This is a genomic window from Streptomyces sp. NPDC091387 (assembly GCF_044756945.1).
In the GTDB taxonomy this organism is placed as follows: Bacteria; Actinomycetota; Actinomycetes; order Streptomycetales; family Streptomycetaceae; genus Streptomyces.
This window is the reverse complement of sequence record NZ_JBIVTZ010000003.1, coordinates 52743-68920: the sequence shown is the minus strand read 5'-3', so window position 1 is coordinate 68920 and position 16178 is coordinate 52743. Positions and strand designations below refer to the sequence as shown.

Here is a 16178-nt window from a genome sequence, read left to right as displayed (position 1 = left end):
CTTGCCACCACCCGCGCTCGACCGTGCAGACGTGCGCCCCTTTTATCCGATATATCGCGTCACTGCGTGCCCCGTTCTGCGGCACCCCATGCCACTTTTCTTCATATCGAGAAGTTTTGCCTTTCATCCTTTGATCGATCATCGATCGGCGACTTAGAGTTCACCAGCGGGCCCACCGGCCCCATCGCCCTGTCCTGCCAGTCAGGGACTTCTCCACCCCCCTCCTCACCGGAAGGCGGCGAACATGACCGACCCCGTAGGAAAGCTTCCGAGCGAGCTCGACCAGCTCCCGGACCGCGACCCCGAGGAGACCGCCGAATGGGCGGCCTCCCTGGATGCCGTCACCAAGGCCGCAGGCCCGCACCGCGCCGCATACCTGATGCGCCGCTCGCTCCAGCATGCCGAGGGCACCGGTCTCGCGCTGCCCAAACTGCTGGAGACCGATTACGTCAACTCCATCCCGACCGCCGCCGAGCCCGCGTTCGACGGCGACCTGGCGATGGAGTCCCGGATCACCGCCTGGAACCGCTGGAACGCGGCCGCGATGGTCACCCGGGGCTCCCGGCTCGGCGTCGGCGGCCACATCGCCACCTTCGCCTCTGCGGCCTGGCTGTACGAGACCGGCTTCAACCACTTCTTCCGCGGCAAGGAGGGGGACGGCTCCGGCGACCAGCTCTACATCCAGGGCCACGCCTCCCCCGGCATATACGCCCGCGCCTTCCTCGACGGCCGGCTCAGCGAGCAGCAGCTCGACAACTTCCGCCAGGAGGCGGGCGGCGAGGGTCTGCCGTCCTACCCGCACCCGCGGCGGCTGCCCTGGCTGTGGGAGTTCCCCACGGTGTCGATGGGCCTCGGCCCGCTCTCGGCGATCTACCAGGCGCGCTTCAACCGCTACCTGACCAACCGCAACATCAAGGACACGTCGAACTCGCACGTCTGGGCCTTCCTGGGCGACGGCGAGATGGACGAGCCCGAGTCGACCGCCGCCCTCGCCCTCGCGGCCCGTGAGCAGCTCGACAACCTGACCTTCGTCATCAACTGCAACCTGCAGCGCCTCGACGGCCCGGTCCGCGCCAACTTCCGGGTGGTCCAGGAGCTGGAGGGCGCGTTCCGCGGCGCCGGCTGGAACGTCATCAAGACGCTCTGGGGCAACGCCTGGGACGAGCTGTTCCAGCTCGACACCACGGGTGCGCTGGTGCGCCGGCTCCGGGAGGTCCCGGACGCGCAGTTCCAGACGTACGCCACCCGCGACGTCGCCTACATCCGCGAGCACTTCTTCGGCGCCGAGCCCGCGCTCGCCGAGCTGGCGAAGCTGCTCACCGACGCGAAGATCGCCGAGTGTTTCCACTCCTCGCGCGGCGGCCACGAGGCCCGCAAGGTGTACGCGGCGTACAAGGCCGCGGTCGAGCACAAGGGTGCGCCGACCGTGATCCTCGCGCAGACGGTGAAGGGCTACACGCTCGGCCCCGGCTTCGAGTCGCGCAACGCCAACCACCAGATGAAGAAGCTCGACGGCAAGCAGTTCCGCGCCATGCGCGATCTGCTGGAGCTGCCGATCCCGGACTCCAGGCTGGACGAGGGCCTGGTGCCCTACGGCCACCCGGGCGCCGACTCCCCCGAGGTCCGCTACCTCCAGGAGCGCCGTGCCGCCCTCGGCGGCCCCGCCCCGGCCCGCCGGGTGCACGCGGTGGCGCTGCCGCAGCCCGAGGAGCGCGCGTTCTCCGCGCTGAAGAAGGGCTCCGGCAAGCAGGAACTGGCCACCACGATGGCGTTCGTCCGCCTGGCCAAGGACCTGATGCGGGACAAGGAGACCGGCAAGCGCTGGGTTCCGATCGTCCCCGACGAGGCCCGCACCTTCGGTATGGAGGCGCTGTTCCCGTCGGCCGGCATCTACTCGCCGCTGGGCCAGACGTACGACCCGGTCGACCGCGACCAGCTGATGTACTACAAGGAAGCCAAGGACGGCCAGGTCCTCAACGAGGGCATCACCGAGGCCGGCGCGATGGCCGACTTCATCGCCGCGTCCACGTCGTACGCGACGCACGGCGAGCCGATGATCCCGTTCTACATCTTCTACTCGATGTTCGGCTGGCAGCGTACGGGCGACCAGTTCTGGCAGCTGGGCGACCAGCTCGGCCGCGGCTTCGTGGTCGGCGCCACGGCGGGCCGGACGACCCTGACGGGTGAGGGCCTCCAGCACGCGGACGGCCACTCGCACCTGATCGCGTCCACGAACCCGGCGTCGCTCAACTACGACCCGGCGTTCGCGTACGAGATCGCGGTGATCGTCCAGGACGGTCTGCGCCGGATGTACGGCCCCGACGCGGAGAACGTCTTCTACTACCTGACGGTCTACAACGAGCCGAAGCCGCAGCCCGCGATGCCGGAAGGCGTCGAGGAGGGCATCGTCAAGGGCCTCTACCGCTTCAAGGAGGGCACGCCCGCGCAGGCGGACGCGCCGCGCCTTCAGCTGATGGCGTCCGGTACGGCGATCCACTGGGCCCTGGAGGCCCAGGAGCTGCTGGCCGCGGACTGGGGTGTCACGGCCGATGTCTGGTCCGCCACCTCGTGGGGCGAGCTGCGCCGCGAGGCGCTGGAGTGCGACGAGGCGCTGCTCCGCGGTGAGCATCGGGTGCCGTACGTGACCCAGGCGCTGGAAGGCGCACCGGGTCCGGTCCTCGCGGTCAGCGACTGGATGCGCGCGGTGCCGGACCAGATCAGCCAGTGGGTGGAGCAGGACTGGTCCTCGCTCGGTACGGACGGCTTCGGCCTCTCCGACACCCGCGAGGCGGCCCGCCGCCACTTCGGTGTCGACGCGCAGTCGGTCACCGTCGCGGCGCTGGCCCAGCTCGCCCGTCGCGGCGAGGTGACCGCGTCGGCGGTCAAGGAGGCCCGCGAGCGGTACGGGCTCTGACAGCGAGATCAGGCCCGTCCGGCGGAGGCTCTGTCCTCGATCGCCGGACGGGCCTGATTTTTGCGCCGGGCGCGCCTCGAGCCCGTCCGGCGATTCAGGACATCTCTCGAGCCCGGCCGGCGTTTGGGGCCCACCGCCCCGGGCCGGGGGACCACGCACCCCGTACCGCGGCCACAATGGCCGCATGCGTGCTGCCCGGCTCATCAGAATGGTGCTGCTCCTGCAGTCCCGCCCGGCCATGACCGCCGCCGAGCTCGCCCAGGAGCTGGAGGTGTCGGAGCGGACCGTCACCCGGGACGCCCAGGCGCTCTCCGAGGCCGGGGTCCCGGTCTACGCGGAGCGGGGGCGTGCGGGCGGGTACCGGCTCATCGGCGGGTACCGCACCCGGCTCACCGGTCTCGCCCGTGACGAGGCCGAGGCGCTCTTCCTCTCCGGCCTGCCCTCCGCGCTGCGCGACATGGGCCTGGAGGACGCCGCGTCCGCCGCCCGGCTGAAGGTGTCGGCGGCCCTCCTCCCCGCCCTGCGGGACGCCTCCACCGGGGTCAGCAGGCGCTTCCACCTGGACGCGCCCGGCTGGTACCGGGAGCCGGTCACCCCCGCGCTGCTGCCCGCCGTCGCCGAGGCGGTCCGGGACGACCGGACGGTGCTGGCGCGCTACCGGCGAGCCGGTCAGGACACCGAGGTGGAGCGGGAGCTGTCGCCGTACGGACTCGTGCTCAAGGCCGGGGTCTGGTATCTCTGCGCCCGCTCGGCGGACGACTTCCGGGTGTACCGGATCGACCGGTTCACCGCCGTCGCCGTGTCGGACACCCGCTTCGTCCGGGACGAGGGCTTCGACCTGCCGGGGTTCTGGGCCGAGCACGCGGCGCGGTTCGCCCGGTCGCTCCTGCGTACCGAGGTGACGCTGCGCCTCTCTGAGGCCGCCGCCGCCCGGCTTCCGCACACCGTGGACCGCGTCGCCGCCCTGGACGCCCTGGACGTGGCAGGACCGCCCGGGGCCGACGGATGGGTGACGGTCACCCTGCCGGTCGAGTCCCTGGACGTCGCCTACGGCCAGCTGCTCTCCCTGGGACCGGAGTTGGAGGTCCTGGAACCGGCCGCGCTGCGGACCCGCTTCGCCGACGCCGCCGAACGGCTGCACTCGCTCTACCGGCGGACCCGGTAACGGCCGCGGGTGAGGTCATAAGGCTTCATTTCGGTGTCTCCGCGTGCGTCGCCCGCCGCCAGGGCCGATGCTGGACCCGTGATGGACGAGACGGAATTCTGGGAGCTCATCGACAGCACCCGCGAGGCCGCCGACGGCGACCCAGAGGACCAGGCCGACCTGCTGGTCGAACGGCTGGTGCAGCTCGATCCCGAATCCGTGCTGGACTTCGCCCGGCACTTCGAGGCCCGCTACAACCGCGCCTACCGCTGGGACCTGTGGGGCGCCGCCGCCCTCCTGCTCGGCGGGGCGAGCGACGACGCCTTCGACTACTTCCGCTGCTGGCTGATCGGCCAGGGCCGGGAGGTCTTCGAGGGCGCCGTGCACGATCCGGACAACCTCGCCGAGCTCCTCGACGAGTTCGACGAGGAGCTGGACGGGGACGCGGAAGAGCTGGGCTACGCCGCCGACGAGGCGTACGAGCAGCTCACCGGCGTGGTCGCGCCTGACCTCGGGCTGCCGCCCCGGCCCGCGGACCCGGAGGGCACCCCGTTCAGCCTTGAGGACGACGCGGCCCTGGCGGAGCGCTTCCCGCTCCTCCAGGAGCGGTTCGGCAGCGTCTGAGCCGTACCGCTCCCGCCCGCGTCCCCGTCAGTAGTGGGTGCCGCCGTCGATGCGGATCTCCGTACCGGTGATGAACGCGCCGTCCTGCGAACCGAGCATCGCGACGACGCCCGCCACGGTGTCCGGGCCGGCGAAGCCCTCACGGATCATCAGGAACGTGCCGGTGAGGCTGACCGCGATGACCTTGTTGAAGAACTCCAGCGATGTCTTGTGCGTGTGCTCGGAGCGCAGGATGCCCGCCGCGTTGACCAGCACGTCCAGCCCGCCGAGGGTGGCCACGGCGGCGGCGACACCGGCCCGGACCGCGGCCTCGTCCGGGATGTCGAGGACGGTGGTGGTGAGCCGGCCGGCGGTGCCGTCGGCCTCCGCGGTGCCGTACGTGGTCCGCAGACCCGCCTCGCTGACATCGGCGGCGACCACGAGGCCGCCCTCGGCGAGGACGCGGAGCAGCTCGGCCAGACGCGCGGGCTGCTGCGGGCGGCGCAGGACGATCCGGCGCTGCGGGCCGTCTGGTACCGGGTCAACCAGAATTCGGAGGAGCGGCCGCTGCCGGTGCTGACCCGGCTCGCGGGCGACGGGGCGGACCCCTTGGCGATCCGGCTCGCCGCCGCGGCCGCCACGGACGCGGTACGGGTCGCGCTGGAGACCTGGGCGGGGACGGACGCCCCGACCGCCGGACCCGGCTCCCCCGCCGACCTCGCGGTGCGCTGCCTGCACGAACTCACGGGCGGAATGCGGCTGTTCAGGGCCTGAGCGGAGAGCCACCGCTCAGCGTCTCCGCTCAGGCCTCGACTCAAGGCCTCCGCTCAGGGCCTCCGCTCAGGGAGCCAGCGAGCGCCCCATCAGTACGTCGTCGACATAGCGCCCGCCGAGGAAGAACTCACCGGGCAGCACTCCCTCGACGGTGAACCCCTCCGACTCGTACAGCGCACGCGCGGGCGTGTTGTGCCCAAGGACCCGCAGGGTCATCCGGTTGGCACCCTGGCTCCGCGCCACCGCCGTCGCCGCCCGCAGCAGCGCCCTGGCGATCCCCCGGCCGCGGGCCCAGTCGGCCACGGCCAGGCCCTGTATCTGGCGTACGTGCGTATTGCAGGCCAGCGGGGTCGGCGGGACCAGCCTGGTGTACCCGGCCAGCCGCACCTCGCCCGCCGCGTCCCGCACCTCGGCCACCAGGAAGTCCGGCGGCCGGTGGTTGTCGTCGAAGAACGGCGCGTACGGCGGCTGCGGCCTCGGCGACACGGCGTGCAGCGTCGACCAGGTGGAGCGGTCGAGTGCGCCGAGAGCGGCTTCGTCGGCGAGGACCGAGGGACGGACGGGGTGGGCCTGGTGGGCATGGGGCTCGGACATGCCCGCAACTGTGCCACGCCCGCTTCCGCCCCCTCCGTACGGCAGGATGGCACCATGCTGCGCTCCCGAATTGCCGTCACCGGATCGACCGGACTCATCGGAGCGGCCCTGGTCCGCTCCCTGCGGGCCGACGGGCACGAGGTGGTCCGCCTCGTCCGCCGTCCGGCCCGGTCGGGCGACGAGGTGGAGTGGGACCCGAAGCGGAGCCGTGTCGACGTGGCCGGCCTCGTGGGCTGCGACGCCGTCGTCCATCTCGCCGGGGCCGGGGTGGGCGACCACCGCTGGACCGAGGCGTACAAGCGCGAGATCCGGGACAGCCGGGTGCTGGGCACCGCCGCGATCGCGGAGGCCGTCGCCTCGCTCGACACCCCGCCGAAGGTGCTGCTGTCCGGGTCCGCGATCGGCTTCTACGGCGACACCGGGGACCGGGCGGTCGACGAGAGCGCGCCGCCCGGCGACGGCTTCCTGCCGTCGGTGTGCGTCGAGTGGGAAGAGGCCACCGCCGCCGCGGAGGAGGCCGGGGTACGGACCGTGCACGCCCGCACCGGGCTGGTCGTCGCCCGGGAGGGCGGGGCCTGGGGCCGGCTGTTCCCGCTCTTCCGGGCAGGTCTCGGCGGGCGGCTGGGCAACGGGCGGCAGTACTGGAGCTTCATCGCGCTGCACGACCACATCGCGGCCCTGCGGCACATCCTCGACACCCCGGAGCTGTCCGGGGCGGTGAACCTGACCGGCCCCGACCCCGTCACCAACGGCGAGGTGACAGCGGCGATGGGCCGGGTGCTGCGCCGGCCGACCGTCTTCACCGCGCCCGCACCGGCGCTGCGGATCGCGCTGGGCGACTTCGCCGAAGACGTGCTGGGCAGTCAACGGGTGCTGCCGGGGCGGCTGCTGGACGCGGGGTTCTCGTTCGCCTTCCCCGGGATCGACGCCGCCATCCGCGCGGCACTGCGCTGATCCGGCCCGCTCCGAACCACGGGGGCCGTCCCGCCACCACCCCGGAATACCGCACATCCTGAATCCCGCGGGCCCCCGGGAGCCCCCAAAAGCCCCCTGAAGCCCCTCGTGACGCCAGGAACCCCACCTGTCGGAGAACGCGGACGGATGTGCGACCCCGTGCCCCGGTGCCCCGGTGCGCGCGACCACGCCGATATCCGGCCGCCCTCCTAGCCTCAAGGCGAACTCGCGCATTCCGGTGGCCTGTTGAGGGCAAGAGCCTCCCACCCATTGCGCCGACTCGGGGAGGGCACGTGCTCAGCACGGCACACCACGCGGACGTCGTCATCATCGGAGCCGGGATCGCCGGCCTGTCAGCGGCCCATCAACTGACCAGTGCGGGAGTGAGCGTCAGCGTCCTGGAGGCCGGCCCCCGGGTCGGCGGCCGGATGATGACCGAGGAGGTCGACGGGTTCCGGCTCGACCGCATCGGCCCGCTCCTCAACACCTCCTACCCGGAGCTGTACGCGGGACCCGGACTCGACGGACTCGTCCTGCGGAACTTCGCCCCCGGCGTGCTCGTCCACAGCGAGGGCCGCCGCTACCGGACCGGGGAGATCCGGGGCACACGGGGCGCGCGCAACGCCCGGGGTGCGCTCAAGGCGGCGCGCGCTCTCGCGGGCGCCCCCAGGGCGCCGCTGGGCGGGACCATCAGCGGGGTCATGGGCGGCGCGATCGACCACGCCAGGCTCGGCGCGTCGCTGTCCCGCCTCGCCGCCACCCCCCGGGCCCGCGTACTGGCCCGGCCCGAGCGGACCGCGCTCGAAGCCCTGTCCGGCCGCGGCCTGTCCTCCCGTACGCTCGACGGCTTCGTGCGCCCGCTGCTCACCGCGCTGCTCAGCGACCCCGAGCTCACCACGTCCAGCCGGTGCGCCGATCTCGCCCTGCGCAGCTATGCGAGCGGCAGGCTCTGCGTACCGTCGGGAGGTTCGGGGACTCTGCCCGAACTGCTGGCCGCGTCGCTGCCGCCCGGCACCGTACGGACGGGCGTGCAGGTCACGGCCGCCGACATCACCTCGGTGCGCACCGAGGAGCACGGCGAACTGGGCTGCCGCTCACTGCTGCTGGCCACCGGCGCGGGCGCCGCCGCCGAACTGCTGCCCGGTCTGCGCGTGCCGTCCTTCCGCCAGGTGACGGTGCTTCACCACACCGCACCCGCTCCCCCGCGGAGCGGGGCGTCGCTGGTGCTGGACGCCGACCGCGCGGGCCCGGTCGCGCACACCGCGGTGATGAGCGAGGTCGACCCGGCGCGCGCCCCGCACGGCCGGACCCTGATCAGCTCGACGGTGCTCGGCACCCCGCCGCCCGATCTGGACCGCGTGGTCCGCGCCCGTCTCGCCACGCTGTACGGCACCCCCACCGACGACTGGGAGCTGCTGGCCGTCCACCACGACCCGGAGGCCGTGCCCGCGATGAAGGCCCCGCACGACCCCCACCGCCCGGTCCGGCTGCTCGCGGGCCTGTACGTGTGCGGCGACCACCGCGACACGAGCACGGTCCAGGGGGCCCTGTTCTCGGCCCGCCGCGCGGCCGAGGCGATCCTCACCGACCTGGGCGTACGGCCCGGGTACGGAAGCGCCGCCGCACTCCCCCGGGCCGCGTAGTCCAGCCGGGACGCCGGTATCACCCGAGTGCAGCAACCCGCTCGCGGTAGCCGCGTACGGGGGCGGCGTCCCGGAAGGGTTCGAGCCGGCGCTCGAAGTCCCGTACGTACTCCGTGGCGCGCACCGATCGCATCTCGGCGGCCTGCTGAGCGGCCTCCGCGCCCAGCCGGCAGGCCTGTTCGAGCTCACCGAGGCCGAGCCGCGCGGAGGCCAGCACGACGCGGCAGAACAGCCGGCTGCGGGCGTACGCGGGGGCGCGCAGCTGGAGCGAGCGCTCCGCGTGCTGCGCGGCGGCCCGGTACTGCTGGAGGTCCCGGTGGCAGTGGCCGAACTCGTCGGCGAGCTGGGCCTCGTCGAAGCAGCGCGCCCAGTGCGGCACGTCGTCCCCGTTGCGGGCGATCTCCAGTGCGCGTTCCGCCCGCGCCAGCGAGGCCAGACAGGCCTTGGCCTCCCCGAGCACCCCGTGACCGCGCGCCTCGACCGCGTGCAGCAGGGCCAGGGCCGCGTTCGGCGCCGCCGAGCCGATGCCCTGCTGGGCCACCCGCGCCAGCTGTACCGCCTCCCTGCCGTGTCCGAGGTAGACCGCCTGCCGGCTCATGGTGATCAGGACGTAACTGCCGTAGGCCCGGTCCCCGGCGGCCTGGGCGAGGCGTAACGACTGGACGAAGTACCGCTGGGCGAGCCCGTGCGCGGCGATGTCGTAGGAGGTCCAGCCCGCGAGGCGGGTCAGATCGGCCGCGGCGGCGAACAGCCGGCGGCCGGTGGCCTCGCTGTAGGTGCCGCGCAGCATCGGCTCCGTCTCGTGCTCCAGGTACCGGACCAGGGCCTGCCGGGCGTGGCCGCCGCCGTAGGCGTGGTCGAGGGTGCGGAAGAGATCGGCGACCGACCGGAGAGCGGCGACGTCGCCGCTGCCGACCCGCTGGCCGGAGCCCCGGTCGGTCTGCCGCTGCCGGGGAACGGCGGGCGGCACGAGGGAGCCCGCGGGGCCGGGACCGCCGGGGGGCCGGGACGGCACGGGTCCCCGGAGACCGGGCCGGCCGCCGGGCCCGGTGGCCACGCCCTGCTCGGGCAGTGCTCCGAGGCCGCCGCCGAGACCGCCGGACGCGGTGGGCCCGGCGTACCCGTTCGCGCCCGTGCCGTACGTCCCGTTCAGCCCGGACGCACCGCGTGGCCCGCCGCCCGTCTGGACGCCGTGGGTCCGGCCGGCCGTACCGGCACCCGGAGCGCCGCCGGTCCGCGCCGGTGCGCCGGGCGCGCCCGCTCCGGGCTCGACGCCGCGCCCCACCCACTCGTCCGCCCGGCCGATCAGCCAGTCCCGGCTGGGGACGACCAGGCCCGCCGGGGTGAAGGCGATCTTCCGCAGCTCCGCATGGCTGCCGGAGTCCTTCCGCCACAGTCCGCTGACGATGTCGACCGCCTCGGCCGGGGTGGCGGCGAACTCCAGGCCCGCGTAGACGGGGGCGCAGGCGTCGAGGCCCAGGTCCTGGGCGGAGAGTCTGCGCCCGAGCCGCCGGGTGAAGACCTCCGCGATGAGTGCCGGGGTGGTCCCCCGCGGCTGCTGTCCGCGCAGCCAGCGGGTCACGGACGTCTTGTCGTACCGCAGGTCGAGGCCGTGTTCGAGGCCGAGCTGATCCACCCGGCGGGCGAGGCCCGCGTTGGAGAATCCGGCTTCGGTGATGAGCGAGGCGAGTCGGCGGTTGGGGGTGCGCTGCGGAGGTCGTTCCGACATCAGCTGTACGGTCTCCTGCCTTCGGGGCCGGGCGGGCAGCCCCTAGGGCCTGCTCTAGGGAACGGCGCGAATTTAGCGGCCTCCGGGGCGACCTCGGCCACCTTGGCTTCACATTCATCCGATCGTGTGAGGATTGCCAGGACGCTGACGGGAGTGACCTGCCGGGCCGGTGTTCCGCGGCCGGTCGTACAGTTGCGGAAGGCGCGATTCGGTGCATGGTGACGTGGTGCCGGGGACACCCCCCCTTCCACGGCACCGCAAGAAGAAAGGCTGCTGCCGTGACTGAGCTTCGGTTCGTCCGTCTGGGATTCGGCGAGGAAGCCGTCGACTACCAGGAGGCCTGGCAGAAGCAGCGCGAGGTGCACGCGGCGCGGTTCGAGGACACCGTCCCCGACACCTGCCTGCTGCTGGAGCACCCGCCCGTCTACACGGCGGGCCGGCGCACGGCCGACAGCGAGCGCCCCCTGGACGGCACGCCGGTCATCGACGTGGACCGCGGCGGCAAGATCACCTGGCACGGACCGGGTCAGCTGGTCGGCTACCCGATCCAGAAGCTGCCGCGCCCGGTGGACGTCGTCGCGCACGTCCGCCGCCTGGAGGAGGCGCTGATCCGTACGGCGGCCGAGTTCGGCGTGGAGACCAGCCGGGTCGAGGGCCGCAGCGGCGTCTGGGTGCTCGGTGACCCGGTCGAGGAGCGTCCGGCGATCGGCGGCCTCTCGCTCGACTTCGACCCGCGGCTCCGGGACGAGGAGTTCGACGCCCGGCTGAACGGCCCCGAGTACGCCCCGTCCAACGCCGGCCAGCGCCGCGAGGACCGCAAGCTGGCCGCGATCGGCATCCGGGTCGCCAAGGGCGTGACGATGCACGGTTTCGCGCTCAACGTGAACCCGGACAACACCTCGTTCGACCGGATCGTGCCCTGCGGGATCCGGGACGCGGGCGTCACCTCGCTCGCGTACGAGCTGGGCCGCGACCTCACGATCGCGGACGTGCTCCCGGTCGTCGAGAAGCACCTCAGGGACGTCCTGGAGCACGCCGAGCTCGCCCCGCGCACCATCGAGCGGGCGGCCGATGCCGTGGCCACGGCGTGACGCTCGGAGCACCGCTCCGGGAATAGCCCCTGCCGGCCACAGGTTGGGCAGACGTAAAGCCGTATGAACTACGGGCGTACCCTGGTGTTCGCCGAAGAATCCAATGCAGTGAAAGCAAAGGGGAGTGCCGGAGTGTCCGCTGTCGCACCCGACGGGCGCAAGATGCTGCGCCTCGAGGTCCGGAACAGCCAGACCCCCATCGAGCGGAAGCCCGAGTGGATCAAAACCCGGGCGAAGATGGGCCCCGAGTACAACCAGTTGCAGAAGCTCGTGAAGAGCGAGGGTCTGCACACGGTGTGCCAGGAGGCGGGCTGCCCCAACATCTTCGAGTGCTGGGAGGACCGCGAGGCCACGTTCCTCATCGGCGGCGACCAGTGCACGAGGCGCTGTGACTTCTGCCAGATCGACACGGGCAAGCCGCAGGCGCTGGACCGGGACGAGCCCCGCCGCGTCGGTGAGTCCGTCGTCACGATGGACCTGAACTACGCCACCATCACCGGCGTCGCCCGCGACGACCTGGAGGACGGCGGCTCCTGGCTGTACGCGGAGACCGTGCGCCAGATCCACGCGCAGACGGCGGAGCGCGCGGCCGGCCAGACCAAGGTCGAGCTGCTGATCCCCGACTTCAACGCCGAGCCCGGGCAGCTCGCCGAGGTCTTCTCCTCGCGCCCCGAGGTACTGGGGCACAACGTGGAGACGGTGCCGCGGATCTTCAAGCGGATCCGTCCCGGCTTCCGGTACGAGCGCTCCCTGGAGGTCATCACGCGGGCCCGCGAGGCCGGCCTGGTGACCAAGTCCAACCTGATCCTCGGCATGGGCGAGACCCGCGAGGAAGTCAGCCAGGCACTCCGGGACCTGCACGACGCGGGTTGCGAGCTCATCACGATCACGCAGTACCTGCGGCCGACGCCGCGCCACCACCCCGTCGAGCGCTGGGTGAAGCCGCACGAGTTCGTCGAGCTCAAGGACGAGGCCGACGCGATCGGCTACTCCGGTGTGATGTCCGGACCGCTGGTCCGTTCCTCGTACCGCGCCGGCCGGCTCTTCCAGCAGGCGGTCGAGCGGCGTGGTGCGGCCTCCGCCGCGGCACCGGCCGCGCAGCAGGCGTCCGTGTGAAACCGAGCACAAGAAGTTACTGAGCAGTAACAGCAGATGCGGCGCGGCCCGTCCACTCCTCGCAGGTCGGAGGCGCGGATGGGCCGCGCCGACGTGCGCGCAGCTCATATCAAGGTTTCATTGGTGTTTGACCGACCGGTCATGCGCTGGTAACACCGAGCAATGACCCTGGATGCACGCAGCGCACAGTGGCCCTCCCGGCCGCTGGCCCCGCCGCTTCCGTATCCAGTCCGCGCAACACAGTCCGCCCACTGAGCGCCGCTCAGTCCGCGCATCCGTTCCGAGGGGACTTCCACGATGCAGGCCGCGCCGGTACGCGCCACCGCCATTCCGACCGTCACCAACGCCCTCCGCGCCGTCGAGTCGCTGCTGCTGAGCAGCGGCCAGCGCACCGCCCGCCGCAACGCCTGGACGGCGGTCCTGGAGGACCGCCGCCGGGCCAAGGACCGGGTCGAGTCCGAGTACGTACTGGAGGCCGTGGCCGAGCACCGTTCTTAGGCCACGTAAACTTCCTTGCATGGCGAGGAAGGCAAAATCCACTGAAGGCGCGGACAGCGCCGAGAACGCGGGGCGACTCAAGCAGATCGCTCTGACCTACAAGATGACCAGGCGGACCGACACCAAGATCGGTCTTGTCGTCGCGGGTGTGGGAATCGTCACCTTCGGTGTCCTCCTCGCGATCGGTTTCTTGATCAACCACCCGATCTACGTGGGCATCCTGGGCTTCGTGCTCGCCCTCCTCGCGATGGTGATCGTCTTCGGACGGCGTGCCGAGCGGGCCGCCTTCGGGCAGATGGAGGGCCAGCCGGGCGCTGCGGCGGCGGTGCTGGACCGTGTGGGCCGCGGCTGGTCCACGACCCCCGCGGTCGCGATGAACCGCAACCAGGACGTCGTCCACCGTGCCGTGGGCAAGGCGGGCATCGTGCTGGTGGGCGAGGGCAACCCGAACCGGGTGAAGACCCTGCTCGCGGCCGAGAAGAAGAAGATGGCCCGCATCGTGGTCGACGTACCCGTGCACGACATCATCGTCGGCAACGACGAGGGTCAGGTGCCGCTCAAGAAGGTGCGCACCAAGATGCTGAAGCTGCCGCGCGTCCTGACCGGCCCCCAGGTGACCGCCGCGAACGACCGGCTGCGCGCGATGGGCGACCTGATGAGCAACATGCCGCTGCCGAAGGGCCCGATGCCGAAGGGTATGCGGATGCCGCGCGGCGGAAAGATGCGCTGACGCACGGAGACGGCACACGAAGAGGGCGGGTCACGAACTCCTGGTTCGCGGCCCGCCCTCTTCGTATGCCGTCTCAGCCGCCGGACGCCCCAATCCGCGGCGTCACGGGCACCCGGACGCGTCCGGGCTCAGATACGGATCTGCACGGCTCGGGCCAGCCGGTCGTGCAGGCCCCGGCCGTCACGGTCCCAGACCAGGGCCGGGATCACCAGGCACAGCAGCACGCTGCGCACCAGCACCTTCCCGAGACCCAGCCGTCCGCCGCCCTCGGCGACGACCCTGATGCCCAGGAGGCGCTTGCCGGGCGTGCAGCCGATGGTGCCGACGGTCAGCACGCTCAGCACGAGGAAGATCCCCACCGCCCAGTTGCCGGCCGCCTGCTGGTCACCGCGAGCGAACAGCCCGTATGCGATCAGCATGCACAGGGCCCAGTCGACGAAGATCGCGCCGAAGCGGCGGCCGAGCGGCGCGACGGCCCCCGGCCCCTGCTCGGGAAGCCCGAGCCGCTTGCCCCGGTACCCGAAGTCGGCGCCCATGTCCTCGGCTGCCGCACGCGGCCCGGAGAGCCACGATCCGATTGCTTGCCTGTTGTCCACCCGACCACGGTACTGCGCCCGCCCCGGCCCCCTGCCGGGCGGGTGCGGCGGCCGCCTCTGGAGACCGCTCCGGCACCACTCGGGACACGGCCCGGAAACCGGCCCGGAACCCGCCCGGAACCGGTAGCCGTAGGGCTACGAGGCGCCGCTCACACCCGCCCCGGTTAACTTCTGCGAAACAAATGGGTCATGCTTGAGAAATCCGGTCTGCCTATGGTCGGGTCCAGCGTGTGCCACCGCACTGGCCGCACAACGAGCTGCAACCCCGTCCCGCCCCGGGCCGGGAGTAGGAGGAGTTGGATGTTCCAGAACGCCGACGACGTGAAGAAGTACATCGCCGACGAAGACGTCAAGTTCATCGACGTCCGGTTCTGCGACCTGCCCGGTGTGATGCAGCACTTCACCATCCCGGCGGCGGTCTTCGACCCGACCGAGGAGCTCGCCTTCGACGGCTCGTCGATCCGCGGCTTCCAGGCCATCCACGAGTCCGACATGGCGCTCCGCGCGGACCTGTCGACCGCCCGCGTCGACCCCTTCCGCCGCGACAAGACCGTCAACATCAACTTCTTCATCCACGACCCGATCACCGGCGAGCAGTACAGCCGTGACCCGCGGAACGTGGCCAAGAAGGCCGAGGCGTACCTGGCCTCCACCGGCTTCGCCGACACCGCGTACTTCGGTCCCGAGGCCGAGTTCTACGTCTTCGACAACGTCCGCTTCCAGACGTCGGCGAACGAGAGCTTCTACCACATCGACTCCGAGGCCGGCGCCTGGAACACCGGGTCCGAGGACAACAACCGCGGCTACAAGGTCCGCTACAAGGGCGGCTACTTCCCGACCCCGCCGGTGGACCACTTCGCCGACCTGCGTGCCGAGATCTCCCTGGAGCTGGACAAGAACGGCCTCCAGGTCGAGCGCCAGCACCACGAGGTCGGCACCGCCGGCCAGGCCGAGATCAACTACAAGTTCAACACGCTGCTCGCCGCGGCCGACGACCTGATGCTCTTCAAGTACATCGTGAAGAACGTCGCCTGGCGCAACGGCAAGACCGCGACCTTCATGCCGAAGCCGATCTTCGGCGACAACGGCTCGGGCATGCACGTCCACCAGTCCCTGTGGGCCGGCGGCGACCCGCTGTTCTACGACGAGCAGGGCTACGCGGGCCTCTCGGACATGGCGCGCTACTACATCGGCGGCATCCTGAAGCACGCCCCGTCGCTGCTGGCGTTCACCAACCCGACGGTGAACTCCTACCACCGCCTGGTCCCCGGCTTCGAGGCCCCGGTCAACATGGTGTACTCGCAGCGCAACCGCTCCGCCGCGATGCGCATCCCGATCACGGGCTCCAACCCGAAGGCCAAGCGCGTCGAGTTCCGCGCGCCGGACCCGTCGTCCAACCCGTACCTCGCCTTCTCGGCCCTCCTGATGGCCGGCCTGGACGGCGTGAAGAACAAGATCGAGCCGCCGGAGCCGATCGACAAGGACCTCTACGAGCTGGCTCCCGAGGAGCACGCCAACGTCCAGCAGGTCCCGACGTCCCTCCCGGCCGTCCTCGAAGCCCTTGAGGCGGACCACGAGTACCTCCTCGCGGGCGGCGTCTTCACGCCCGACCTGATCGAGACGTGGATCGACTTCAAGCGCACGAACGAGATCGCCCCGATCCAGCTGCGCCCGCACCCGCACGAGTTCGAGCTGTACTTCGACCTCTAGGCAGCAGGGTCTGTCACCGGTCGGTATCCGTGCCGAGGTGCACCGGGTGTGCACCACGCGGCCGATTCGCTGACACGATCTC

At 71.8% G+C, this 16178-nt stretch carries 14 protein-coding genes and 1 pseudogene; 11 read left to right on the top strand and 4 right to left on the bottom strand.

Annotated elements, in window-relative coordinates; all coding sequences use genetic code 11:
* Window positions 1-244: 244 nt before the first annotated feature.
* The 3 genes from aceE (at window position 245) to ACIQM0_RS07175 (ending at window position 4682) form a co-directional block, all read left to right on the top strand.
* Window positions 245-2914: a pyruvate dehydrogenase (acetyl-transferring), homodimeric type gene (gene aceE / locus ACIQM0_RS07185; RefSeq protein WP_401284272.1), complete on the top strand. Its 2670-nt coding sequence runs from the start codon at window positions 245-247 to the stop codon at window positions 2912-2914.
* Window positions 2915-3098: 184 nt separating this feature from the next.
* Complete coding sequence (locus ACIQM0_RS07180; RefSeq protein ID WP_401284270.1) at window positions 3099-4079, top strand: helix-turn-helix transcriptional regulator; 981 nt, start codon at window positions 3099-3101, stop codon at window positions 4077-4079.
* An 81-nt stretch (window positions 4080-4160) separates the two neighbouring features.
* Complete coding sequence (locus tag ACIQM0_RS07175; protein ID WP_401284268.1) at window positions 4161-4682, top strand: DUF4240 domain-containing protein; 522 nt, start codon at window positions 4161-4163, stop codon at window positions 4680-4682.
* A 27-nt stretch (window positions 4683-4709) separates the two neighbouring features.
* On the opposite strand, the gene ACIQM0_RS07170 is transcribed toward ACIQM0_RS07175, so the two are convergent.
* Window positions 4710-5174: an SDR family oxidoreductase gene (locus ACIQM0_RS07170; RefSeq protein ID WP_401285065.1), complete on the bottom strand. Its 465-nt coding sequence runs from the start codon at window positions 5172-5174 to the stop codon at window positions 4710-4712.
* On the opposite strand from ACIQM0_RS07170, the pseudogene ACIQM0_RS07165 reads away from it, so the two are divergent.
* Window positions 5127-5435: pseudogene (locus ACIQM0_RS07165) on the top strand (TetR family transcriptional regulator); the annotation flags it as partial. The gene ACIQM0_RS07170 and the pseudogene ACIQM0_RS07165 overlap by 48 nt on opposite strands.
* Before the next feature lie 66 nt (window positions 5436-5501).
* Here ACIQM0_RS07165 and ACIQM0_RS07160 read toward each other — a convergent pair.
* Window positions 5502-6029 (bottom strand): GNAT family N-acetyltransferase, encoded by a 528-nt coding sequence (locus ACIQM0_RS07160; RefSeq protein WP_401284266.1) that lies wholly within the window; start codon window positions 6027-6029, stop codon window positions 5502-5504.
* A 54-nt stretch (window positions 6030-6083) separates the two neighbouring features.
* Here ACIQM0_RS07160 and ACIQM0_RS07155 point away from each other — a divergent pair, with 54 nt between their 5' ends.
* Window positions 6084-6983: a TIGR01777 family oxidoreductase gene (locus ACIQM0_RS07155; RefSeq protein WP_401284264.1), complete on the top strand. Its 900-nt coding sequence runs from the start codon at window positions 6084-6086 to the stop codon at window positions 6981-6983.
* 293 nt (window positions 6984-7276) lie between these two features.
* On the top strand, window positions 7277-8626 hold the full coding sequence (locus ACIQM0_RS07150; RefSeq protein WP_401284262.1) for an NAD(P)/FAD-dependent oxidoreductase: 1350 nt from the start codon (window positions 7277-7279) through the stop codon (window positions 8624-8626).
* Between the two features lie 19 nt (window positions 8627-8645).
* On the opposite strand, the gene ACIQM0_RS07145 is transcribed toward ACIQM0_RS07150, so the two are convergent.
* Entirely contained in the window at window positions 8646-10355 is a 1710-nt protein-coding gene (locus tag ACIQM0_RS07145) for a regulator (protein WP_401284261.1), read from the bottom strand.
* A gap of 278 nt (window positions 10356-10633) precedes the next feature.
* Between ACIQM0_RS07145 and lipB the strand changes: the two genes are divergently transcribed.
* The 4 genes from lipB to ACIQM0_RS07125 all read left to right on the top strand — a co-directional run bounded on the left by lipB (window position 10634) and on the right by ACIQM0_RS07125 (window position 13790).
* The gene (gene lipB, locus ACIQM0_RS07140) at window positions 10634-11446 is read left to right on the top strand and encodes a lipoyl(octanoyl) transferase LipB (RefSeq protein WP_363029413.1); all 813 of its coding nucleotides are present in this window, start codon (window positions 10634-10636) and stop codon (window positions 11444-11446) included.
* A gap of 132 nt (window positions 11447-11578) precedes the next feature.
* Window positions 11579-12562, top strand: a complete 984-nt coding sequence (lipA, locus tag ACIQM0_RS07135) for a lipoyl synthase (RefSeq protein ID WP_401284258.1) — start codon at window positions 11579-11581, stop codon at window positions 12560-12562.
* A gap of 297 nt (window positions 12563-12859) precedes the next feature.
* Window positions 12860-13060, top strand: coding sequence for a hypothetical protein (locus ACIQM0_RS07130; RefSeq protein ID WP_123470220.1), 201 nt, complete (start codon window positions 12860-12862; stop codon window positions 13058-13060).
* A 19-nt stretch (window positions 13061-13079) separates the two neighbouring features.
* Window positions 13080-13790 carry a DUF4191 domain-containing protein gene (locus ACIQM0_RS07125; protein WP_401284256.1) on the top strand — a complete coding sequence of 237 codons (711 nt, stop codon included), beginning with the start codon at window positions 13080-13082 and terminating at the stop codon, window positions 13788-13790.
* 128 nt (window positions 13791-13918) lie between these two features.
* Here the strand turns inward: ACIQM0_RS07125 and ACIQM0_RS07120 are convergent, their stop codons facing one another.
* Window positions 13919-14386 (bottom strand): RDD family protein, encoded by a 468-nt coding sequence (locus tag ACIQM0_RS07120; RefSeq protein WP_401284254.1) that lies wholly within the window; start codon window positions 14384-14386, stop codon window positions 13919-13921.
* 300 nt (window positions 14387-14686) lie between these two features.
* Between ACIQM0_RS07120 and glnA the strand changes: the two genes are divergently transcribed.
* A complete protein-coding gene (gene glnA / locus ACIQM0_RS07115) occupies window positions 14687-16096 on the top strand; it encodes a type I glutamate--ammonia ligase (protein ID WP_363029404.1) in 1410 nt (469 codons plus the stop codon).
* Window positions 16097-16178 lie beyond the last annotated feature (82 nt).

Bases quoted from the DNA above. Each gene is read 5' to 3' on its own strand.
- aceE (WP_401284272.1), top strand. From the start codon at position 245: ATGACCGACCCCGTAGGAAAGCTTCCGAGCGAGCTCGACCAGCTCCCG.
- ACIQM0_RS07180 (WP_401284270.1), top strand. From the start codon at position 3,099: ATGCGTGCTGCCCGGCTCATCAGAATGGTGCTGCTCCTGCAGTCCCGC.
- ACIQM0_RS07175 (WP_401284268.1), top strand. From the start codon at position 4,161: ATGGACGAGACGGAATTCTGGGAGCTCATCGACAGCACCCGCGAGGCC.
- ACIQM0_RS07160 (WP_401284266.1), bottom strand. From the start codon at position 6,029: ATGTCCGAGCCCCATGCCCACCAGGCCCACCCCGTCCGTCCCTCGGTC.
- ACIQM0_RS07155 (WP_401284264.1), top strand. From the start codon at position 6,084: ATGCTGCGCTCCCGAATTGCCGTCACCGGATCGACCGGACTCATCGGA.
- ACIQM0_RS07145 (WP_401284261.1), bottom strand. From the start codon at position 10,355: ATGTCGGAACGACCTCCGCAGCGCACCCCCAACCGCCGACTCGCCTCG.
- ACIQM0_RS07130 (WP_123470220.1), top strand. From the start codon at position 12,860: ATGCAGGCCGCGCCGGTACGCGCCACCGCCATTCCGACCGTCACCAAC.
- ACIQM0_RS07125 (WP_401284256.1), top strand. From the start codon at position 13,080: ATGGCGAGGAAGGCAAAATCCACTGAAGGCGCGGACAGCGCCGAGAAC.
- glnA (WP_363029404.1), top strand. From the start codon at position 14,687: ATGTTCCAGAACGCCGACGACGTGAAGAAGTACATCGCCGACGAAGAC.